Raw genomic sequence first — 23,044 nt, forward strand, 5'->3', positions numbered from 1 at the left:
GTTAGCTATATTTTTTTACTTTGCAACAGAACCAAAAAGAAGATGCAATAGAATTTAAAGAAATAGTAGCTGATATTATTAGATTAATAACGTTTAGTATGAAGAATAAGAGTGATAGTGACTTTTCTAAAGAATTTAATATTTATAATATTATTAATAAAAAAATAGATATTAATGAGATAAAGGATAAATATAAATAAGTTCCTTATTTATTCCCTTCAAAGTTGAAGTTGAAAAACACAAACTTTGAGGGGATTTTTAGTAAAATCTCTGATAAAGAAAAAATTATCAAAAACCGCATCATTTATAATACGCTTCACAAAAACATAACAGCAATTCTCATAAACCTCATACGTTCCGATACGTTCAAAATCCCTTTATGAAGTGGCTGAAAAAACCGCATCATTTATGATATGCTTCGCCTCTCATGATCTTAAATGCGCGATAAATTTGTTCGATCAATATGACGCGCATCATTTGGTGTGGGAAGGTCATATTGCTAAAAGATAAAGCATAGTTGCTGCGTTGTAAGACGTCTTGGTGTAAACCATTGGAGCCACCTATGACAAATGTAAAGTCGCTTTGACCTTGTGTCATGCGTGTTTGTAGTTCTTTAGCGAGTCCTTCTGAAGACAACATTTTCCCTTTGATTTCCAACGTAATTACTGTGGATTGGGGTTTAATCTTATTGAGTAGGCGTTGGCCTTCTTTTTCTTTGACTTGTTCGATTTCTTTGTCGCTCATATTTTCAGGTGCTTTTTCATCTGGTACTTCTATTAATTCGATTTTCGTGTAAGGTCCTAATCTTTTTTCATATTCTGCAATGGCTTGCTTCCAATATTTTTCTTTTAGTTTTCCAACTGATAAGATAGTAATCTTCATTTTATCCTCCAAAAGTACATAATTTATTCGAGTTATCCACAAGTTATACACTTATTCACACATTTCCCTCTTAGTATAACAATTGAATTAACATTTTCTTAGTGTTTTTTGAGAATTATACACAGATTCAAGGAGATTTCTTGTGAATTTGTGGATAAGTCTGTGAATAATGTGGGTATTTATGTGTGTATTGTACACATTTCTGTATAACTATTGCCTAATCAGTGGATAACTTTACGGTCGTCTTAACGTTATTTTTACAATTATTCCCTATATTTCAGACCTTTTAGACTCACTTACTACATATATCATCATTGATATCCTAGTTTTCCACACACATCTTTTTAACCCTAAATTAATATCATCATTATCTTTATGTAAGTGAGCTATCATCTAGCAGTATATGTATCACCCCTACCTGAGTCTAATCAATCATCACTACGACATTCAATCAAATATGTGAGTAATTCGCTTTCACCTCAATTAAGCATGTGATCAATTAAATGAATTCATATTAACTACGATGATATTGACTTGATAAACTCTCACATGACAATGCTTTTAGTTACAACATAACTATGAAAGCAGCGGTAAATCATTTATTACTTTAAATCATACATGTGTTGAACATAGAAACTCATTTTTATATTAAATAGCATGACCACTAACTATAAATACAATATATTTAAAAATTATTTAAATTTCAATTTTTATTTTGTCACAATTTCTAAATGTTTTTAAATTTTAACTTTATATTTAAGTTTTTATGAGACTCTTAATATTTTATTTATTCACTTTTTTACATCAAAAATTTTTATCAACTAGGAAATATAAGGAAGTGTAATATAAATCACAAAGCGTGTAAGACATCGTTTGCCCTCGAACACGGTGCATTTTCATTTCATTAAAAAAATTCCTAATGCTCAAGCCCGTTTAAAATAACACGTAATCATTCCCTGCACTTCTCCTGACCACTTTTCCAAAAAAGTAACCTACTTAAGCGCAATACTTAAGTAGGTCGTTTGTCTTACCTCTATTCAATTATAGTGTATAAATCGGTGTGGCTTGTGCTTTATCGGTATCGCAGAGCAACACTTCTTTCTCTGTATCGATATCGTGTTCGTTGAGCACTTGTCCAACACTCATGCGTGCGAGGTCTTTCATATTATTGTCTTGTGATAAATGAGAGAGGTATATACGTTTTGTATTACCTGTAATGACATCACTCATCGCAAGGCCCGCGTCTTCATTGGATACGTGACCCATATCACTTAAAATACGTTGTTTCGTCTTCCATGGATAACGACACATGCGTAACATATCGACGTCGTGATTACTTTCAAACATAAAGACATCACTACCTTGAATCATACCTTTCATACGATCTGAAACGTAACCTGTGTCAGTAATCATCGTGAATTTCTTATAGTTATTGTGGAAGATGTAGAACTGTGGATCAATCGCGTCATGTGACACGTTAAATGATTCTATATCGAATCCTGCAAGAGATTTCGTTTCATATGGATTAAAGATAAATTTCTGATCCATTGGAATGCGACTATCTTTCTTCTCTATCGCTTTCCATGTATTCTCATTCGCGTAAATTGGAAGTTTATATTTACGTGCTAAGACACCAAGACCTTTGATATGGTCAATGTGTTCATGTGTCACTAATATTCCATTTAAGTCCTTAATGTTTCTGTCGATTTGGCTGAAAAGTTCTTCCATCTTCTTGCCAGTTAAACCTACATCGACGAGTAGGCTACCTTTCTCACTTTCTACGTAAGTGGCGTTACCTGTACTACCACTTGCTAATACACTCATACGTATCAAGCGACTCATCCTTTCTCATATGTACCATAGTTATTTATTTATAGGGGTGTGGGGGAACTCGAGTGTCTTACGCTTTATTGAGATACTTCGACTAAGTTGGCTTTCACTCAATGTTGACTTTTTATCCTAAATTGCGTAGATATTTTAAAGTTTCGATATTCCTTAATACAGTTATTCAAATATCGAAACGTCACGTCCTCTAAATTTCCTTTATATTATACTATATCAATTTTAAAAGTTGAGTTCCAATAGTCCGTTTATACACGATACTAACGCCCATTTAAAATAAACACCGCTTCATAACAACGTCGATATTACCCCTGGCATTGCATCCTCTTAAACGACCTAACATATCAACCAACATCATTTTTGATTTCCACCCTATTTAATTACTCAATCACTTTCAATACATAAAAAAGCCTGAGCTCACTCATCGTGTCTCAGGCTTAGTTTATATCATCATATATAGCTTCATAATCAATCCGTGAATCATCACATGTCGTTGGTTCGACAAATGACTTCTAACATAAGTACGCCAAAGTGTGCTCTAGACAATACAAATTAACGTAGCCTTCTATGCTATCGCTTGGCGGTTTCATTCAAACGTCACGCCACCTATCAATAACCTCTAATAATCAATCACTTTCGGATTATGATTTGTAGCTTCTACATAATAGGTTTGAACTTCATCCTTGCCTTTATGTTTTACTTTAATTTCCCAGTTAGGTTGGAGTAATTGAACGTTTGTTTCCTTTACCACTGAATAATAGCCTAGGCGTGCGTCTAGCACTTGATCATTTTGTTTTAGATATCTGTTGTAATAAAGAGCTTCAATAGCTTTACGTGGTGTGATGACTTGTTTCTTCGTGCTATTTGAACCTTTAGCTACTTGTATATCATCCATCGTTGTCTGCTTATAGCTTGTCGCCTTGCCATCGCTCAAATTAAACGTTAGGCGTGCTTTACTATTATTCATAATCGGATAATCTTTATACGTTTGTTCGTAAGTGACTTTGTCTTTAGTTAAATCACTTAATTGATACTCTTTACCGTTAAAGATTTTCTTTGCAATGTACTCTTTGATATCTTGTAAGTTCTTATCACTCACTTGAACGCCTTTATCAATATCTCCTTCAAGTGTTTTATCGGAATCAGACGTTTGCAGGCTTGAATGATCTTTCGCATAACTTGAGAAATTCTTTGAACGGGCAGTAATTTGTTCAAGTTCAGTATCTTTCACGCTTTGATTCAAGACATCCTTGGGCACGTCAATTTCTTCTTGTTGAAAGTTGACTTCGTTTACCTTTTCCGAGTCATTAACTTGTGATTTATTCACTTTATCAATATAAACGATGACTAAAAAGATGTTCACAAGAATAAAAACGAAAATGAAAAGTGTCTTCGTAAGTTTCCAGTTCATTTATTCAAGCCTCCCATCTTTATAGGCATACCAATTGCCATCGTATTCTACAAACCAACGTGGTATTAATTCACAGTTACGTTGAACTTCAATATCTTCGTTATTTGCCTTGTCGTCCATATCATAACCAATCGCAATGTTCGTTACCTTTTCAAAATCAATATCAGGATGGTTGGCTAATGCAGAACGCACGGACTCAACGGTGGGCACGGATTTAGATTCTTCACTGTTCAATGTGACGTCCGTCTTAAGTAGCGAACGTTGATAATCGTAAACGCCTTTATCCCCCCATGTGACTTGAATTTCATTGAAGTTCTGTTTATTAAACGTTGGGTGACCGTTGAGGAATCGTTGATATGTGAGTTTCCCCGTTCTATTATCAGTCTTAAATAGGCGATAATCTTCATTTAAGAAGCCACCATGACTATTTATAAACTCGTATGTGCCTGGGATGGTTTCTTGCATGTTGCTTGAACTTTTCGCATCTTCAGATAAATTCTTATAATGATACATTTCATCTTTATCGTTGTAGTTGGCGACGCCAGTATTGTTGTTGTATGTTGTCGTACCACTTTGAGAGCTACGAACGATCGTTGAATCATCAAATAGTATTGAGTTCATGCGTTCAACACTAATCGTATTGAAGACCATGCGATACGTCTTTAAGTCTTTCGGTTTGCTTGGTGCAAACACGTGTGTTGCTTTGTCGATTGTATCTTTATTCGTGATGATTTCCGTATAAGGCTGCATGTCAGGTTCGATACTTTTAAAAGCTTTATCAACATTATTCCCTTTCATGGTTGTCTTAAGTTTAACTACTTCATGACGGTCTTTGCTAATCGCATATAGTACGACGTGGTTATTATGATCTTGATCGATAAGGAGGCGATCAAAATTAAAGTTATTCGGCACTTTCGCATCGATATCGAGTACTTGACTTAAGTATGTTGAAAGTGGCAAATCATAAGTGAAATCTAGGACAATAAAATCGTTGCTTAGTTCAGGTATAACAAGGTTATGTTCCCTTTTCAGATGTGATACAGATTTAACTTCTTGATTCTTTAAAGGTTGAATCATCTTGTCTAAGACTGCACCTGATGCCACTGTTCCTTGAGATTTATCATCTCTAGAATGCACGATTTGAAATGGTGTGATTGTTCCTTCCATTTCTGCAGTCATTGGTTTAGTAAGTGGTTTAGGTTTATCACTTTTACTATTATCCGTGTTATCAATATTTGAAAGGTCTGGAGAAAAGTTCCAGACCATGTATGTCAAAACGATACTCATCAAGACGAGTAGGACTAAAATAATTGATTTAGTATGTTCTTTGTTATTCATCCCAATCACCGTCTTCAATGATTTCGCAAGGAAGTGTAATAAAGATTGACGTACCTTGTCCTTCTACACTGTTAGCCCAAATTCGACCGTTATGTGCTTCGACAATCTCTTTGGAAATAGCTAGACCAAGTCCTGTACCACCCATCTTACGTGTACGTGCTTTATCTACACGATAGAATCTATCAAATATTTTATCTACTTTGTTAATCGGTATTCCAATACCATTATCTTTAATACGAATCGTCATTCTATTGTAAAGTGCATTTTGTTTCACATGAAACTCAACACGTTTCTCGCCACGTGAATATTTCATTGCATTGGTAATGACATTATCAAATACTTGTGTCATCTTATCTGGATCGATTTCAGCAAAGATGGTTTGCTGTGGAATTTCACGCACGAATGTTGTATCTTTCGCTGCCATTTCATGACGGTTAATAATTTTGTTGATAAACATATTGAAGTCGATAATTTCTTTCGTAATTTGATCTGATTCATTATCCATTTTAGATAATTGAAGTAAATCATTCACTAAACGAATCATACGTTCAGTCTCTTCGCGTGTGACAGATAGGAATGATGGTGCCAGCTCTTTATCTTGCCAAGCACCTTCTTCAAGTGCTTCGATATAACTATTCATAGATGTCAGTGGTGTACGTAATTCGTGTGAAACATTCGCAACGAATTCGCGACGTTCACGTTCGACTTGTTGTTGTTCAGTGACATCATGTAGTACGGCAATGTAACCTGTCACGAAACCTGTTTCTTGTACAATCGTACTAAAGTTTACGCGTGCAATAATGCCTTCTTCTTCGTTAATATCTAACAAGAAAGAATCACTATTTTCTTGAATTTCCTCTAATGAGAATTCATTTTCTAAGTTAAGGACACCAAGCATGTAGTAGCCGATGACATCTTCTTTCGCGAGACCGAGCATTTTCAGCGCCATGTCGTTTGCAATACGTACACGTCCACGGCGATCTGTCGCAAGAATACCATCGCTCATATGCGTGATAACGGAATCTAGACGACGTTTCTCACTTTCTGTATTCGCTTGTGCTTCTTGGACACGTTTCGATAAGTTATTGAAGGCAAGTGCGAGCTCACCGATTTCATCGTTACCGTATATCTTCACTCGTTGCGTGTAGTTACCTTTAGACATCTCGACGGTTTGGTTACGCATATCGGTTATCGGCTTAGTAATCGTTCGTGCAATGAAGAATCCTAGTATCACTGTAATGAATAGTGATATCGCTGTCCCTACGATGAATATCTGATTAATGTTGTTCAGCTGATTGTATACATCATTAATTTTCGATTCTATGTATATATCACCGATTGTCTGTTTATCGACTTTAACCGGTATATTATATACCCAAACACGCTCTTTACCACTTCCGTAATCCTTAAGAACCATATGATCATTCGTTTGCCCTAAGGAGAGCGCCTTTTGAACTGACCCGTCGTTAACCTTTTGATTGATAAGACCACGGTTAGACTGCTTGGTTGTTGCCATGATGATTTGGTCTTTATCAATAAAGCGTATTTCTCCTATTTCTTGACGATTCGCATATTCATTCAAAAGGTCTTGGATATCCTTTTGAGCGTTGACTGAACCTTTATCTTTATCCTTATAAACCTTTTCAATATTGACGTCTAATTGCTTCGCATATTGTGTTATGTTCTTCTTGAAGTTATCGAGTAATTCCTTTTCTAAACTATTCGTAAAATACAAACCGATGATTTGCATACCAATAATAATGAGTAGTACATAAACAATAACGAGTTTCGTGTGAAGGGATTGTAGTTGTTTAAGCCACTTCATAAGACGCTCCCTCTAATCATGTTGTTGGAGGAAGTATCCAACGCCTCTACGTGTCACAATGTATTCTGGATGAGATGGATCATCTTCAATTTTTTCTCTTAAACGGCGAATTGTTACGTCCACAGTACGAACATCACCAAAATAATCGTAACCCCACACTGTTTGTAGTAAGTGTTCACGTGTCATGACTTGACCCATATGTTTAGAAAGATAATGGAATAGCTCGAATTCACGATGCGTTAATTCAATGTCTTCTCCACGTTTTTTAATTGAATATGCATCTGGATAAATCACAATATCTTTAATTGTAATTTCATTTGTCGCACCACTTACTTCTTGAGCTGGTTGTGAATAATGACGGCGTAAGTTCGCTTTCACACGTGCGATGAGTTCACGAGTACTAAATGGTTTAGTTACGTAATCATCTGCACCTAATTCAAGGCCTAATACTTTATCAATTTCAGAATCTTTCGCTGTCAGCATGATAATCGGCATTTCATACTTTTTACGCACTTCACGACATACTTCCATACCATCTCTACCAGGTAACATGATATCAAGTAAGACGATATCTGGTTCTTCTTCATAGATTAAATCTACTGCGTCATTACCGTCATAAGCGCAATATACGTCGTAACCTTCTTTTTTTAAATTAAATTCTAAAATATCAGCAATTGGTTTTTCATCGTCAACTACAACAACTTTTCTAGCCATATATTATAAACCTCTTTTCTCAAAGTGTAGTTCTTCCGTTCGTTTACATTGCTAATGTTATATCAAATTTTCGAAGTGCTTCATTATTATTCTGTTCTCTATATAACATATAGCTACCTATTATATAATTTACCATTTATGAACGGTTAATTCTATTTTAGTATTTAAAATTATAGAATAATATTATTTATAATTTTACCATTGAAATACAGTTCCGCAAAATAAGTTAGACTTTTGCAATATGCTTGACGCTTTTGTTTAGGTTTATCATCATATTTTATCGTTTTCGTATATGTCAAAAGTGCCGTAATGACAGTATTTTTAATTATAGAAATATAAGCATGTATAGGAATATTAAGTTTTCATTGCATGTTAAATAAAGTAGGTAATGTGAATCAGAAAGATTAGTAAAGTGAAGGTACAATGTTGTATGTAAAAAAGCATAAAAAAATGCCTACCCTATTGGGTAGGCAATACGGTCCCGACGGGAATCGAACCCGCGATCTCCTGCGTGACAGGCAGGCGTGTTAACCGCTACACTACGGGACCTAGAATGGTGACTCCTACGGGACTCGAACCCGTGTTACCGCCGTGAAAGGGCGGTGTCTTAACCGCTTGACCAAGGAGCCGTTCTTAAGCACAAGATAGATTATAGCATAGCTCTACTTTTGATGACAAGATATTTTTTACATAAATTTAATAATATTTTTGGTTCGTTAATCAACCAACACAATCATACTATGAAGCTTACTGTGGAGAAGAATAAAACCGTTGATTTCATTCAAAACTAATTTCAAATTGCTATTTTAAAATAAAACTGGAGTAGGACAAAAGGAGATTGAGAATCATTGTCCTACTCCAAAATAAATAACAGGCGACCATTAAGTTGTGGCCGCCTGTTTAAATATGATTCACTGCAAATATTGATAGATATGAGTTAAAAAGCTTTTTTACATTCATGCATATAGCACTAAGAATAATGTTAATCATTTCGTTCAATGCGTTCAATGCTCTAATTAAACAAAACTCACATGCTTTCTTAACGTTTTATTCTACCAAAGTTGCTCTAATAAATTCGTTTGTTCGCGGTCTGGACCTACTGAGAAGATTGAAATATGGACACCGCATAATTCTGAAATACGCTCTAAGTAATTACGTGCATTCTCAGGAAGTTCATCTAAACTACGACAACCTGTAATGTCTTCAGTCCAACCTGGAAGCTCTTCGAAGATAGGTTTACAACGTCTTAATTGATCTAAGTTTGCTGGGTATTCAGTAATTTTTTCACCATCTAATTCGTAAGCAGTACAAATTTTAACTGTGTCTAATCCTGTTAAAACGTCGATTGAGTTAATTGAAAGATCTGTGATACCACTTACACGACGTGAATGACGTAATACAACTGAGTCGAACCAACCTACACGACGTGGACGTCCAGTAGTTGTACCATATTCACGACCCACTTCTCTAATATGGTGGCCATCTTCATCAAAAAGTTCAGTTGGGAATGGACCGTCACCTACACGAGATGTATATGATTTACATACACCAATCACTTTAGACACTGATGTAGGGCCAACACCTGTACCTACTGTAACGTTACCTGCAACTGGATTACTAGATGTAACGAATGGATATGTACCATGGTCGATATCTAACATGACACCTTGTGCACCTTCGAATAATACCTTTTCATCAGCCACATTTGCATCGTCTAAAATTTTAGCTGTGTCTGTCACATAGTCTTTTAAACGTTGACCTGCAGCATAATATTCGTCAAAGATTTCATCGAATGTTGGACAAGTTTCGTTAAACATGCCTTTAAAGTATGCGTTTTTATATTCAATATTTTCTTTAAGTCGGCGTTCGAATGTTTCCTTTTCTAATAAGTCTGCCATGCGAATACCGATTCGTTGTGCTTTATCTACGTATGCTGGGCCGATACCTTTTTTCGTTGTACCAATTTTATTATCGCCACGACGACGTTCTTCATATTCGTCTTGAGCTAGGTGATAAGGTAAAATGACTTGTGCGCGATTTGAGATGCGTAGATTGTCAGTTGAAATACCACGTTCATTTAACCCATCTAGTTCTTTTAATAATGCGACTGGATCTACAACTACACCGTTACCGATTACTGCTAATTTATCTTTATAAAAGATGCCTGATGGCACTAAGTGTAATTTGTAAGTTTCTCCACCGAATTGAATCGTATGTCCCGCATTGTTACCACCAGAAAATCTAGCAATTACGTCTGCTTGCTCTGCTAAAAAGTCTGTTATTTTACCTTTACCTTCGTCTCCCCATTGTGTCCCAACTACTACGATTGATGACATATGAGCACCTCCAAGTTTTTCTCGTTTAACCACTAGGTATTTTACCAATATGATTTTGAATTTGCAAATAAAAATCGAACATTAATTAGCGTTCGATAACGCATCATCTTTCAGTATTTTTTCTGTGCAAAATCACTTTCAAACGTTTCTATGACAGTTATTCAAAGGACATCTAAGTAAAACATATACACATACTTCCAACATTTTTAAAAGAGAAAAACAAAATAAAAACCGTACAATAAACAGTTTACAACAATTATTGTACGGAAAAGTATTTTTTATGACATATCTGCATGAGCATAATCAATGTCTGTAAATTTATTATATTGTTTCATAAAGTGAAGTTTCACAGTACCTGTTGGACCGTTACGTTGCTTGGCGATGATGATTTCAATTTCACCGTTATCATCATTTGTCTGTGGTTCAAAACCAGCATCGTCATCATCTTCATCACCTTCACCACGATTATAATAATCATCACGATATAAGAAAGCGACAATGTCGGCATCTTGTTCTATAGACCCAGATTCACGAATATCACTCATCATAGGACGTTTGTCTTGTCGCTGTTCAACGCCACGTGATAACTGACTCAGTGCAATAACTGGACATTCTAATTCACGTGCAATCGCCTTAAGTGTACGTGAAATCTCTGAAACTTCTTGTTGACGGTTATCTGAGAAACGTGATCCGCTTCCTTGAATCAATTGTAGATAATCAATCACAATCATATCAAGACCGTGCTCTTGTTTGAGTCGACGACATTTAGAACGTAAATCATTGATACGGATACCTGGCGTATCGTCTATGAAGATTTTAGTTCGTGATAGCTTACCTACCGCAATCGTAAAGCGACTCCAATCTTCTTCAGTCATCGTCCCAGTTCTTAAACGATTGGAATCAACGTTACCAGAACTACAGATCATACGTGTTGCCAATTGGTCGGCACCCATCTCAAGTGAGAAGATACCGACAGTATACATATCTTCATGTGTGGCAACCTTTTGCGCAATATTTAAGGCAAAGGCAGTCTTACCTACTGAAGGACGTGCCGCTAGAATGATTAAATCATTACGGTTAAAACCAGCAGTCATTTGATCTAAGTCACGATAACCAGTTGGAATACCTGGTGTTTGACCACTATTTTGGTCGAGTTCTTCTGCGGTTTCATATACCTGTCCTAAGACATCTCTAATATCTTTAAAACCATCACTTTCTCTTGTAGAAGATAGTTCTAAAATACGTCGTTCGGCGTCACTTAAAATCGTATCTAATTCTAATTCATCATTATAGCCATCATTCGCTATACTATCAGCGGTTTGAATAAGTTTCCGTTTCAACGCATGTTTAAAAACGATATCCGTATAGTACTGAACGTTTCGCGTTGTCGGTACACTCGTCGATAGTTCGGCAAGATATTGAGGGCCACCCGCTTCGTTTAAGCTACCTTCACTTGATAATTGATCCATCAATGTGACAACATCAATTTCCTTATTATCCTCATTTAGGTGCATCATTGCTCGAAAAATATGTTGATGGGCGCCTCTATAAAACGACTCAGGAAGCAAGACTTCCTGAGTAGTATTAATGAGTTCTGGATCTATAATAATGGCACCTAAGACAGATTGTTCAGCTTCATTGCTATGTGGCATTTGATTTTGCTCATACATTCCATCCATTATCTACTTACACCTCTTATTTCAATCCATCTTTTATTTTATCGTCATCTGATATTGTCACGAGATACACTACAGATATTTCAGAGGTTAACAAATTGTATAAGTCATACATCTTATATAATTGCACCTATAATAGTAATCATGTACTATCCTCGCGTCATATCTTTAAATTATTGTTCTACAGTGTGCACACGGATTGTACCTTCGACTTCTTTGTCTAATTTCACTGGAACATTAGTATATCCTAGTGCATGAATACCATGCGGTAAGTCCATTTTACGTTTGTCGATTTTAATATCATGTTGTTTTTTTAGCGCTTCGGCAATTTGTTTCGTACTGATTGAACCAAATAGTTTGCCGCCTTCACCTGTTTTAGCTGATACTTCAACTTCGATATCTTTTAACTGTTCTTTAAGTGCTTTTGCATCATCGATTTCTTGTTGTCTATCTGCTTCAGCACGTTTATTTTGTTGTTCTAATTGTTTTAAGTTACCAGGAGTTGCTTCTACAGCATATTTATTTTTAAGTAAGAAGTTATTTGCATAACCTACTGGTACATCTTTAACTTCGCCTTTTTTACCTTTACCTTTAACATCTTGTGTGAAAATTACTTTCATGCGTCTTCACTCCTACTCATTTGTTCTGTAATTGCTTGTTGTAATTGTTCTATTGCTTCATCTATTGTCGCACCTTTTATTTGTGTCGCAGCATTTGTCAGATGGCCACCGCCACCTAACGCTTCCATTGTTAATTGAACATTTATGGAACCTAAAGAACGTGCTGAGATACCAATCAGGTTGTCTTCACGTTTAGCTACTACATAAGATGCTTCAATGCCTTCTAAACTTAACAACTCATCGGCAGCTTGTGCAACCGTTACAGGATGATAAATTTTATCATCTGAACCATGTGCAATGGCTACACCTTGATCTTGTATCTTAACTGTTCTTATCAATTCTGAACGATTGATATACGTATCGACATCATCTTTTAAGAAATGTTGCGTTAAGATTGTATCAGCGCCATGTGCACGTAAATAACTTGCAGCATCAAATGTTCTGGAACCTGTTCTTAACGTAAAGTTTCTTGTATCTACTATAATACCTGCATACATAACAGTTGATTCTAAACGAGTCAATCTCTGTTCAGTTGGTTGATATTCTAGTAATTCCGTTACGAGCTCAGCAGTTGAGCTAGCGTAAGGTTCCATATACACAAGTAATGGATTTGAAATAAAGCTTTCGCCACGTCTATGATGATCAATGACCACTTTGCGGTTTGCTTTATTTAAGACATTTTCATCTAAGACCATTTCAGGTTTATGTGTATCTACAACAACGACAGTCGTCTTAGAAGTCATCATATCCCAAGCCTCATCCGATGTTACAAAGCGTTCTTTTAGTTCCGGTTTCTTATCAATCTCATCCATAACACGACGTAATGTCGGATCAATATCAGAATCATTAAGAACGATAAATGCCTCTAAATTATTCATTGATGCAAAGCGCGAAACTCCGATAGCTGCACCTATAGCATCTAAATCTGGTCGCTTATGTCCCATGACGATAACTTTATCGCCTTCAGTAAGAATATCTTTGAGGGCATGTGAAATCACACGCGCACGTACACGCGTACGTTTTTCCATAGGGTCAGTCTTACCACCATAGAATCTTACATTGCCGTTCATATTCTTAATTGCAACTTGGTCACCACCACGACCTAACGCGAGGTCTAAACCAGATTGTGATAATTCACCTAAATCAATAAGGTTCTCCGTGCCTTCACCTACACCAATACTTAATGTTAGTTGTGCGCGGTAACCCACACTCTTCTCTCTTAATTGGCTTAAGATTTCAAAATTAGAATCTTCTAGTTCAGCCAATATTTTTTGGTTAAAGTAAGCTACAAATTGATCTGAATTGTAACGTTTGAAGTAAATATTGTAATCTTGTGCCCAACGACTAATCACACGTGTCACCATAGAGTTAATTTCAGAACGTTGTGTATCGTTCATATTTTGAGTGATTTCATCGTAATTATCTAAAAATATTGTTGCAATAATCGGCTTGGAATCTTCATATAGTTCATTTGTACGTTCAGTTTCAGTCATATCAAAGAAGTATAAACAATGCTCGTTTTCTGAATATCGTACATGATAGTAATAATTGTTGTTTTCTATTTCTACTTCTTGAACTTTTTCCAGTTGTTTTAATATGTTAGGGAAGACTTCATTGACATTTTCAGAAATCACATTCGTTTCAATGTGATCTGTCATAAATTGGTTCATCCACTCAATGTGATTATCTTCATCTAACACAATCATCCCTATAGGCAAGTGCTTAATCGCCTTATTACTACTTGCCGAGATGTGACCACTTAAATCATCCACATAATTATCCATTTTTAGAAATGCTTTTCTCAATAACACGCCACTAATAATAATCATCACAATGAGTATAGCTGTAGCAATACCTGCCACTAATTGGTTAAAAATAAACCACACGACGACAAGTGCTATGGCAGTGAGTACCATTAAAATAAACGGTATGAGCAAAGCTTTTTTAGTGGATTGACGGTTCATTCTTCCACCTCTAATCACTTTTTAATCATCATTTTTTTATTATTTTCTTTAAATTAATACATAAATCAATTACCCCAAGTAATCCAACAATATGCGTTGCCGGTGTAAGAAGTGTCCCTACTACCATAACAAGAATTGTTGCGAAGTTCGGCCATCTTTTAGCTTTACCAAAGAAGTGAATGACACTTAATCCTTGGATGTACATCACTAATGATAACACAACATCAAAGTTTAACACGATGCTTTGGAACGTACTTGGTTCACTTGCAATCATGACACAAATAAGTACTATAAGATAAAACCATAGTAAATTACGGCTCATTTGCCATGCGAATAAAGGTTTAAAAATAGGTGTTGCTACTTTAAATTTGCGTAAAATTGGAAATGTAATAATCAGATTAATTAAGACAAATATGAAAATAACTATAATTAGAAAACTAGGGAGTTGGACCGTCATTTGTCGGAAACTTTCCTCAAGAATCTGTCTATAGTTTGAATCGATTCCACTTGTTAAGAAAGCCTCATGCATTGCATTTTTAAAAGGCTTAATTAATACAGCTGCCGTCGGAATTTTATCGAATGTTTGTAATAACATCCATCCAATAAGTGTAACTAAACTTAATGAAGCTGTTGAAATATAAAGAATTCGTTCTTTAGATGTTCTTTCCTTAAGTAATTGTCCGATAATCGCACTTAATAATAAGATTAAGACCATCATACTTAAGACAAATGTATTACCTAATAATGTTGTAAGTACAACTGTTACTAATGCGCTAATTCCGAATGATTGTATGGAACGATTCCATAAAACAATACCGGGAATCGTTGCAAATAAACATAAAATCAAGCCGAGAACAGGTAATACATGCGTTACTAAAGCGACTACTAATAATGAAATAATTGCTAAAATAGTTGCTTTAGGTTGTATTTTTGAAAACACATACGCCACTCCCATACTTTTTGACTATAACTCCTATTTTAACCTCTTTGCTAAAATTTAACAATAAAGTAAAGCCATACTACCAGTGACAGGTTATGCATAAGTACGACATATGAAATAGACTTTGCTTATATAAGCTTCTGTAGGACTATTTTTATGCCAAATAATACTTATCTTAATTCCAAAGAAAAATTTACCTGCTCTGCACTGTTTAGTATTTCTTATGCGTGCTCATGAGGATTGTGTTCTATTATAAAACTTTCCTATTTACGTCGGAATTGTTTCAGATTTAAGAAATGATATAAATTAGGCGCCCAATCATTAAAATTTAGAAGAAAACCATCATGTCCAACATTATCTGGTACGAAGAAATGACGATGATATTTAAAACGTTCTCCTAAAGCTCTTACTTGATCATCAGGATAAAGTAAATCATCAATAAAGCCCATTGTTAGTACTTTCGTTTCCAACGATTGAAAGACTTCATCAACATCATCTCTCCCTCTATCTAAATGATGACTATCTAAGACGTCTAGCAGTGTTAAATAACAATTTAAATCGAAATATTCTTTGAACTTATCACCTTGATGTTGTTGATAGCTCACTACTTCATCAGGTGTAAAACGTTGATCATAACTTTTAGACGATCGATACGTGAGGAAGCCGAGTTGACGTGCGATACTTAAACCTTCTTTACCACCTATATGTATAGCTTGTCTTGCAATCTCGTTAAAAGCACGACTATAGGAGGACGTTTTATCAGTAGCAGCTAATATGATTGCTTTTTCCACCTCGAATTGACGATTATAAAGCAATTCCATCGCTTGCATGCCACCTAAACTACCTCCAATGAGAATATTAATCTTCTTAAATTCTAATGCTTGTATACCTAACTCAATAGCTCTAACGATATCTCTCAATGTTAAATGTTCTGGGAAGTTGTCATCATTTAATTTAGAACTCGAACCAAATGGACTTCCAATGACATTGAATGTAAGAAATTGATAATCATGAACTGGAATGTAGCCACCATCAATGATTTCTCGCCACCAGCCAGGTTGCGCATCCGTACCGTATGTTAAATGATTGCCAGTAAGTGCATGACAAACAACGACAAGGGGTTGACCAGGAAGTCCTACATGTTCATAACGTAGACGTAAATGATCAATCGTTTCACCAGATTCAGTTATAAATTCACCTAGTTCTAATGTATTAACCGTGTAATTCGTCATAATAGTTCCATACCTCCTTCAACTAAAAAAGTGCCTTACTCAAATGATGTAAAGGCACTTATCGTACTTATCATTCGAGTTGCTCGTTGGTATTAGCACCGTGCTATTTAAAGTCGGTTGCTGAAGCTTCTACGGGCCAAATCCCTCTGCTTCTCAAAATAAGGTTAGATAATTTAATTGTATTGTGATGTAGAAATGCATTTCGTCCTAATAGTCTAAATTTTCTAATTATTTTAATTTTAACTAACTTTTTCTGTAAGTTCAATGAATTGATATGATTTCCAAAGATTAAAAGATTAAACGTAAGCAAGCAATGACAAATATACCTCCGAGAATTGTCACTGTTAGACTACGTGTGAAAATAGCGAGCATCACAGTTGGCACGATTGCAATAATATAAGGTAAATTAAGCGTATAACCAAATGCATGATCATGTTGTTGAATTACACCATCTATAATAAGAGCTGTAAATAAAGTGATAGGAATAAAAGAAAGCCATTTAATTACAATTGCTGGTAAGTTGACACGCGATATCATAACAAATGGAATAACTCGAATGAGTAATGTGACCACGCCACATAAAATAATAAGTACTAATGTATGTAAATCTGTCGTCATTTGTGCATCACCACCCCTAACAATGCAGCAACAATTGCGGCTATTAAAATTGCTACGTATGAAGGTAGAATTGAACTTAGAAGAAGCATCATCACAATCACACATACAATGAGTACAATATATATTCTCAATCGTGACTTCTTAATCCCTTCAAATTGAGATATACATAAAAAAATAAACATTGCGATAATGGCAAAGTCTAGACCAAGCGCATCAGGATTTGAAATATACTCTCCGAAAATGGCACCGATTACACAGGAAACAGTCCAAAATAAGTAAGCGGTAATATTTAGTCCGTGTAGCCATCGATCGTTAATTTTTTCACCTTTGACATATGGCGTTATAGCAACGCCAAAAGTTTCATCTGTTAATAACGTTCCAAGCCCTACCCTATTCCAAAATCCATATTGCTTATAATTAGGTGCTAAAGTCATACTTAATAAGAACATTCGAGAGTTAACGATAAGTGTTGTAAGCACAATTGCAGAAATAGGGGTGCCTGCAATCACTAATGTACAAATAATAAATTGGGCTGCACCAGCATAAATAATCAGACACAATAAAATAATTTCTAAAACACTGAAATTTTGGGAGGCTGCCACAATTCCAAACGAAAGTCCTACACCTGCATAACCAAGTAACGTGGGAATACACTCTTTCACACCTTGTTTAAACGTAAGGTGAGTCATATTATCATCCCCAGTCTCTCCAATAAAATAATAAAATCAATCTAATACACTTAATTATTTTATTCAATATATTTAAAGACCGGTATGTGTGCCGTCATACATACCGATGTCTAAAGAAGTGAATATGTAAAGGTTTTGTTTTTCAGAATTTTCTTTCTTATTTTTAGACCCTCTTTTTAACTTTTAGATTTAAAATCAAAATGTTTACAACATTACTTTTAAAGATTATCAAAAAATAATAGTTACTGAACTTTTGCAACTTTTTAAAACATCATTGATTTTTAATTTTTTATTAAAATTTTATTTAGAAATAGTAATTTCCAAAAGATACTTAATTTTGTTTGATATAATCACACCATCAAATGAAACGAGGTGTAACAATATTGAATTGGCAACGTAAATGTATACTAACTACTTTGTTGGTTTTAAGTAGTTTATTTTTAGTATTTTCGACTATCACATATGCGAGTGAACGTGATTTTAAAGACAGTCTTAAAATCACTACACACAACGTGTATTTCTTACCTACTGCTATCTACCCTAATTGGGGACAATCTCAGCGCGCTGATTTAATTTCAAAAGCAGATTACATTCAAAATCAAGATGTCGTGATTCTAAATGAATTATTTGATAAAAAAGCTTCTAAAAGATTGTTAACACGTCTACATTCACAGTACCCCTATCAAACACCTATCGTTGGTAAGGGTACAGAAGGTTGGCAAAATACTTCTGGTACTTATAGAAAAATTAAAAAAGTAAGTGGTGGCGTTGGTATTGTGAGTAAATGGCCTATCGTACAACAAGAACAACATATTTATAAAAAAGGTTGTGGGGCTGATATGGCAGGTAATAAAGGCTTTGCCTACATTAAAATTAATAAGAATGGCAAATACCACCATATTATCGGAACACATCTACAAGCTGAAGATCCAACATGCTTTAAAGGAAAAGATAAGGACATTAGACAGAGTCAAATGAGTGAAATTAAACAGTTTATCAAAGACAAGAATATCCCTAAAAATGAACCCGTCTATATCGGTGGTGACTTAAATGTCATTAAAGATTCAGATGAATATCAACAAATGGCAAATAACTTAAATGTTTCATTACCTACTCAATTCGATGGTAATGCATATAGTTGGGATACTAGCAGTAATAGTATTGCGAAATATAATTATCCTAAATTAGAACCTCAACACTTAGATTATATTTTATTAGATCGTGACCATGCACAACCAAGCTCATGGCATAATGATACACATAGAGTGAAGTCACCAGAATGGTCCGTGAAATCTTGGGGTAAAACATACAAATACAATGATTACTCAGATCATTACCCACTCTCTGGCTATGCATCAAATGAATAGGACAATTGATACATTTAATTATTAAATTTTAATATTTAGAATAGGAGCTATATGAAACATTGGCATTATACTTCGAATTTCATATAGCTTCTTTATGATGTTATTTTATGGTTATATAAAAATAAACGTTGTTTGACAAACTAAGTTAAATATTTTGAATATGAATGACAACGTTTAAAAATCAATTTCCACTATTTTATATTTTTACAGGCGTTCTCTAAAAGATAAATATTTGCTACTTCATGTATTATTTTCATGATTTTATAATTCAGTCTATGACAATAAATATTCACTATTTTTTAGACATACGTTTGTGTGACGTTAGACAACCGTATCTATAAAATCACTGTTATACCAGTATTTTAAATCGTAGAAATTATTTTAAACTATTTTAGACATCCATCCCTAATTGAATATAAAAATACCAATTTCGCCTTTATATATTAAAAAACTGTCGATAAGTTTATAGAATCTTATCGACAGTTAAATAACTTTTTAATATTGTAATCATCTAGTTAAGTTTATATGATTATTTGATTGGTTTTTCAATTTTAGTTTTGCCACCCATAAATGGTACTAATGCTTCAGGAATTGTTAATGTACCATCTTCGTTTTGATAGTTTTCAACGATGGCTGCAAATGTACGACCTACTGCTAAACCACTACCATTTAATGTGTGTACTAATTCTGGTTTAGAAGCAGCATCACGTTTGAATCTGATATTTGCGCGACGTGCTTGGAAATCAGTACAGTTAGAGCAAGAACTGATTTCTTTATAATCATTGTAACTTGGTAACCAAACTTCTAAATCATATGTTTTACTAGCACTGAAACCAATATCGCCAGTACATAAGATAACACGACGGTATGGTAAACCTAATTCTTCAAGAATAGCTTCAGCATTTTGTGTCATTTCTTCTAAAGCATTCCAAGAATCTTCAGGTTGTACAATACGAACCATTTCAACTTTATCAAATTGATGTAAACGAATTAACCCTCTAGTATCTCTACCAGCTGATCCTGCTTCACTACGGAAACATGCAGTTTGAGCTGTAAATAATTCAGGTAGTACACCTGGTTGAATAATTTCATCTCTATAGAAGTTTGTTAAAGGTACTTCTGCAGTTGGAATCGTATATAAGCCTTCTTTTTCAACTTTAAATAAATCTTCTTCAAATTTAGGTAATTGACCTGTTCCAAACATCGTATCAGCATTCACTAATTGAGGTGTCATCATTTCAGTATAACCATGTTGCGTTGTATGTTTTGTCAACATGTAATTCATTAAAGCACGTTCAAGTAATGCGCCATCTTTAGTTAAGTATACGAAACGAGCACCAGATACTTTAGCAGCACGTTCAAAGTCAGCCATTTTTAATTCTTCAACTAAATCCCAGTGCGCTTTTGGTTCAAATTCAAAATCACGTGGCGTACCCCATTTTTTAACTTCAACGTTTTCTTCATCAGAATCACCTTGAGGTACGTCTTCATTAATTAAGTTAGGAATACGAATTAAGATATCTCTAATTTTATTATCTACTTCATTAAGTTGATTATCGATATCTTTAATTTCATCACCTAAATGACGCATCTCAGCAATGACGTCATCAGCGTCTTCTTTATTACGTTTCTTTTGAGCTATTTCTTCGCTCACTTTATTTCTTTTCGCCTTCATCTCTTCAGTTTTACTGATTAATTCACGGCGTTGTTCATCTAATTCTAAAACTTGGTCGACAACTTTAGGATCGTCGCCTCTTAATTCAATTTTGCTCTTCACTTTCTCAGGTTCATTTCTAAATAAACGAATGTCTAACATGTAACCTTCATCCTTTCCCAAATAAAATATATTCAATTTTATGGATGACTTCGTGTGATAAAACAATAAAAAAAGACCACATCCCAGACAAGGGACGTGGTCTACGCGTTGCCACCCTATTTAACAATTTCAAGTAAATTAAAAGCATTTACCTCAAATTGCGCTTAACTAAAATAACGGTTATTACCGATTGTTCACATATAGTAGGTAGATTCACATGAATGTCGATTACTTGTTCTCACTTACCACAAGCTCTCTGAAATCGAACTATCTATGCTACTTGTCCTACGAACAATACTTTATTAACTTAATTTTAATATAGCAAAGTCATTATCACATTTCAAGTTATTTTAAATTTGCAACAATTACGTCATATTTAGATGAGCTTATATGCAACACTTTTTAAATAATTAGTGTCCCGCTTCTACAACTTGTTGAAACTAAATATTTTGTTCTGTGTAATAGTAGATACATTGTGACGATATACATACAAATTTTCTCGGATGAGAGGCGGGAGAATTTCAACATTATTATAATTAACTGCTTGTAATGTCACCTTACGTTCTATTTCCATTTAATATTTTTAATTAAATAAATAAAACTGCTACATTATGCTATCAGTCTACTAAAATAATGAATGATACATGACGATGTGAATAGAGTTTCATTTAACTATTGACGAATGTCAGATACAGGTATAGTATTCTTAATTGTATTTAGAAGAGATGATTTAAAATCACATGTAAACAATTGTTTGAAATAAATAAAAAGATTCGTGAAATAAAAGCAAACATAAGACTTACAACATTTTAAGAAATAACATGTTATGGGAGGTTATATCGTTATGAAAACGTTAGATTCTGTTAATATTCCTATAAGAAAAGACGAAACACATAAAGGTGACTATGGTAAAATTTTATTAATCGGTGGATCAGCCAATATGGGTGGCGCAATCATGCTTGCTGCACGCGCTTGCGTTTATAGTGGAAGTGGGCTCATTACTGTAGCAACACACCCAAATAATCATGCTGCGCTACATTCTCGTTGTCCTGAGGCGATGGTTATAGATATTAATGATACTAAAATGCTTACGAAAATGATTGAAGCAACTGATAGTATCCTTATCGGTCCAGGTCTTGGAGTAGATTTCAAAGGTAATAATGCCATCACGTTTTTACTTCAAAATATACAACCACATCAAAATTTAATTGTTGACGGAGATGCTATAACAATATTCAGTAAGTTAAAACCTCAAATTCCTACATGTCGTGTTATATTCACCCCACATCAAAAGGAATGGGAGCGTTTGAGCGGTATACCTATTGAAGAACAGACATATGAACGTAACCTTGAAGCGGTAGAACGTATTGGCGCGACAGTAGTATTAAAACAACATGGTACGGAAATCTATTTCTGCAATGATGATGTCTATAAATTACCTATTGGCACACCTGCTATGGCTACAGGTGGTATGGGTGATACACTTGCGGGCATGATTACAAGCTTCGTAGGCCAATTTGATAATTTTAAAGAAGCTGTTACAAGTGCAACTTACATGCATAGTTTTATCGGTGAAAAATTATCTGACACAATGTATGTTGTTCCACCTTCACGTCTAATTAGTGAAATACCGTATGTGATGAAACAACTTGAAGGTTAACAGATATCAGAATTAATTACTGTGTTTATCAGTAGTGGTAAATTGAGAAAGAACATTGTTGAAAGAGACAGTTATATTTTAGACACCCTCTATTGAAGGGGGTCTAAATGTATG

Annotated in this window: 17 protein-coding genes, 2 tRNA genes, 1 riboswitch and 1 other annotated feature; of the genes, 2 read left to right on the forward strand and 17 right to left on the reverse strand. The window is 34.7% G+C overall.

Annotated features, from left to right (window positions below; all coding sequences use genetic code 11):
* Positions 1–402: 402 nt before the first annotated feature.
* From rlmH to HMPREF2576_RS08850, 16 genes are all read right to left on the reverse strand, one after another.
* Positions 403–882, reverse strand: coding sequence for a 23S rRNA (pseudouridine(1915)-N(3))-methyltransferase RlmH (gene rlmH, locus HMPREF2576_RS08775; protein WP_002458513.1), 480 nt, complete (start codon positions 880–882; stop codon positions 403–405).
* A gap of 1,041 nt (positions 883–1,923) precedes the next feature.
* The gene (locus tag HMPREF2576_RS08780; RefSeq protein WP_002447628.1) at positions 1,924–2,724 is read right to left on the reverse strand and encodes an MBL fold metallo-hydrolase; all 801 of its coding nucleotides are present in this window, start codon (positions 2,722–2,724) and stop codon (positions 1,924–1,926) included.
* A 619-nt stretch (positions 2,725–3,343) separates the two neighbouring features.
* On the reverse strand, positions 3,344–4,135 hold the full coding sequence (locus HMPREF2576_RS08785) for a two-component system regulatory protein YycI (RefSeq protein WP_001831750.1): 792 nt from the start codon (positions 4,133–4,135) through the stop codon (positions 3,344–3,346).
* Positions 4,136–5,473, reverse strand: a complete 1,338-nt coding sequence (locus HMPREF2576_RS08790; RefSeq protein ID WP_001831744.1) for a YycH family regulatory protein — start codon at positions 5,471–5,473, stop codon at positions 4,136–4,138.
* Positions 5,466–7,298 carry a cell wall metabolism sensor histidine kinase WalK gene (gene walK, locus HMPREF2576_RS08795; RefSeq protein WP_002437327.1) on the reverse strand — a complete coding sequence of 611 codons (1,833 nt, stop codon included), beginning with the start codon at positions 7,296–7,298 and terminating at the stop codon, positions 5,466–5,468. Before walK ends, HMPREF2576_RS08790 begins: the two co-directional genes overlap by 8 nt.
* A gap of 12 nt (positions 7,299–7,310) precedes the next feature.
* Positions 7,311–8,012, reverse strand: coding sequence for a response regulator YycF (yycF, locus tag HMPREF2576_RS08800; RefSeq protein ID WP_001831816.1), 702 nt, complete (start codon positions 8,010–8,012; stop codon positions 7,311–7,313).
* A 476-nt stretch (positions 8,013–8,488) separates the two neighbouring features.
* Positions 8,489–8,561, reverse strand: a tRNA-Asp gene (locus tag HMPREF2576_RS08805).
* 5 nt (positions 8,562–8,566) lie between these two features.
* Positions 8,567–8,641: transfer RNA gene (locus tag HMPREF2576_RS08810), tRNA-Glu, on the reverse strand.
* Between the two features lie 423 nt (positions 8,642–9,064).
* On the reverse strand, positions 9,065–10,348 hold the full coding sequence (locus HMPREF2576_RS08815; RefSeq protein ID WP_002455931.1) for an adenylosuccinate synthase: 1,284 nt from the start codon (positions 10,346–10,348) through the stop codon (positions 9,065–9,067).
* Between the two features lie 278 nt (positions 10,349–10,626).
* Positions 10,627–12,027 (reverse strand): replicative DNA helicase, encoded by a 1,401-nt coding sequence (gene dnaB, locus HMPREF2576_RS08820; protein WP_001831779.1) that lies wholly within the window; start codon positions 12,025–12,027, stop codon positions 10,627–10,629.
* 170 nt (positions 12,028–12,197) lie between these two features.
* Positions 12,198–12,644 carry a 50S ribosomal protein L9 gene (gene rplI, locus HMPREF2576_RS08825; RefSeq protein ID WP_001831811.1) on the reverse strand — a complete coding sequence of 149 codons (447 nt, stop codon included), beginning with the start codon at positions 12,642–12,644 and terminating at the stop codon, positions 12,198–12,200.
* Positions 12,641–14,608, reverse strand: a complete 1,968-nt coding sequence (locus HMPREF2576_RS08830) for a DHH family phosphoesterase (RefSeq protein ID WP_002470520.1) — start codon at positions 14,606–14,608, stop codon at positions 12,641–12,643. Before HMPREF2576_RS08830 ends, rplI begins: the two co-directional genes overlap by 4 nt.
* Before the next feature lie 28 nt (positions 14,609–14,636).
* Positions 14,637–15,563, reverse strand: a complete 927-nt coding sequence (locus HMPREF2576_RS08835) for a YybS family protein (RefSeq protein WP_002494609.1) — start codon at positions 15,561–15,563, stop codon at positions 14,637–14,639.
* 248 nt (positions 15,564–15,811) lie between these two features.
* Positions 15,812–16,780 (reverse strand): homoserine O-acetyltransferase MetX, encoded by a 969-nt coding sequence (locus HMPREF2576_RS08840; RefSeq protein ID WP_001831747.1) that lies wholly within the window; start codon positions 16,778–16,780, stop codon positions 15,812–15,814.
* A 64-nt stretch (positions 16,781–16,844) separates the two neighbouring features.
* Positions 16,845–16,945: riboswitch (SAM riboswitch) on the reverse strand.
* A gap of 123 nt (positions 16,946–17,068) precedes the next feature.
* The gene (locus HMPREF2576_RS08845; protein ID WP_002470530.1) at positions 17,069–17,398 is read right to left on the reverse strand and encodes an AzlD domain-containing protein; all 330 of its coding nucleotides are present in this window, start codon (positions 17,396–17,398) and stop codon (positions 17,069–17,071) included.
* Positions 17,395–18,087, reverse strand: a complete 693-nt coding sequence (locus HMPREF2576_RS08850; protein ID WP_002470522.1) for an AzlC family ABC transporter permease — start codon at positions 18,085–18,087, stop codon at positions 17,395–17,397. Before HMPREF2576_RS08850 ends, HMPREF2576_RS08845 begins: the two co-directional genes overlap by 4 nt.
* 383 nt (positions 18,088–18,470) lie before the next feature.
* Between HMPREF2576_RS08850 and sph the strand changes: the two genes are divergently transcribed.
* A complete protein-coding gene (sph, locus tag HMPREF2576_RS08855) occupies positions 18,471–19,454 on the forward strand; it encodes a sphingomyelin phosphodiesterase (protein WP_002468583.1) in 984 nt (327 codons plus the stop codon).
* Between the two features lie 529 nt (positions 19,455–19,983).
* Here sph and serS read toward each other — a convergent pair.
* Entirely contained in the window at positions 19,984–21,270 is a 1,287-nt protein-coding gene (serS, locus tag HMPREF2576_RS08860; protein ID WP_002455928.1) for a serine--tRNA ligase, read from the reverse strand.
* 87 nt (positions 21,271–21,357) lie between these two features.
* Positions 21,358–21,573: a binding site (T-box leader), on the reverse strand.
* A 541-nt stretch (positions 21,574–22,114) separates the two neighbouring features.
* On the opposite strand from serS, the gene HMPREF2576_RS08865 reads away from it, so the two are divergent.
* Positions 22,115–22,930 (forward strand): NAD(P)H-hydrate dehydratase, encoded by an 816-nt coding sequence (locus tag HMPREF2576_RS08865; RefSeq protein WP_001831762.1) that lies wholly within the window; start codon positions 22,115–22,117, stop codon positions 22,928–22,930.
* Positions 22,931–23,044 lie beyond the last annotated feature (114 nt).

It is taken from the genome of Staphylococcus sp. HMSC063F05 (assembly GCF_001837075.1).
GTDB classification, from domain to species: domain Bacteria; phylum Bacillota; class Bacilli; order Staphylococcales; family Staphylococcaceae; genus Staphylococcus; species Staphylococcus epidermidis.

Coding starts and splice junctions, on each gene's coding strand:
- rlmH (WP_002458513.1), bottom strand. CDS start 882: ATGAAGATTACTATCTTATCAGTTGGAAAACTAAAAGAAAAATATTGG.
- HMPREF2576_RS08790 (WP_001831744.1), bottom strand. CDS start 5,473: ATGAATAACAAAGAACATACTAAATCAATTATTTTAGTCCTACTCGTC.
- walK (WP_002437327.1), bottom strand. CDS start 7,298: ATGAAGTGGCTTAAACAACTACAATCCCTTCACACGAAACTCGTTATT.
- HMPREF2576_RS08845 (WP_002470530.1), bottom strand. CDS start 17,398: ATGACGACAGATTTACATACATTAGTACTTATTATTTTATGTGGCGTG.
- dnaB (WP_001831779.1), bottom strand. CDS start 12,027: ATGGATGGAATGTATGAGCAAAATCAAATGCCACATAGCAATGAAGCT.
- yycF (WP_001831816.1), bottom strand. CDS start 8,012: ATGGCTAGAAAAGTTGTTGTAGTTGACGATGAAAAACCAATTGCTGAT.
- HMPREF2576_RS08835 (WP_002494609.1), bottom strand. CDS start 15,563: ATGGGAGTGGCGTATGTGTTTTCAAAAATACAACCTAAAGCAACTATT.
- HMPREF2576_RS08785 (WP_001831750.1), bottom strand. CDS start 4,135: ATGAACTGGAAACTTACGAAGACACTTTTCATTTTCGTTTTTATTCTT.
- HMPREF2576_RS08865 (WP_001831762.1), top strand. CDS start 22,115: ATGAAAACGTTAGATTCTGTTAATATTCCTATAAGAAAAGACGAAACA.
- HMPREF2576_RS08850 (WP_002470522.1), bottom strand. CDS start 18,087: ATGACTCACCTTACGTTTAAACAAGGTGTGAAAGAGTGTATTCCCACG.
- HMPREF2576_RS08840 (WP_001831747.1), bottom strand. CDS start 16,780: ATGACGAATTACACGGTTAATACATTAGAACTAGGTGAATTTATAACT.
- HMPREF2576_RS08780 (WP_002447628.1), bottom strand. CDS start 2,724: ATGAGTCGCTTGATACGTATGAGTGTATTAGCAAGTGGTAGTACAGGT.
- HMPREF2576_RS08830 (WP_002470520.1), bottom strand. CDS start 14,608: ATGAACCGTCAATCCACTAAAAAAGCTTTGCTCATACCGTTTATTTTA.
- HMPREF2576_RS08815 (WP_002455931.1), bottom strand. CDS start 10,348: ATGTCATCAATCGTAGTAGTTGGGACACAATGGGGAGACGAAGGTAAA.
- rplI (WP_001831811.1), bottom strand. CDS start 12,644: ATGAAAGTAATTTTCACACAAGATGTTAAAGGTAAAGGTAAAAAAGGC.
- serS (WP_002455928.1), bottom strand. CDS start 21,270: ATGTTAGACATTCGTTTATTTAGAAATGAACCTGAGAAAGTGAAGAGC.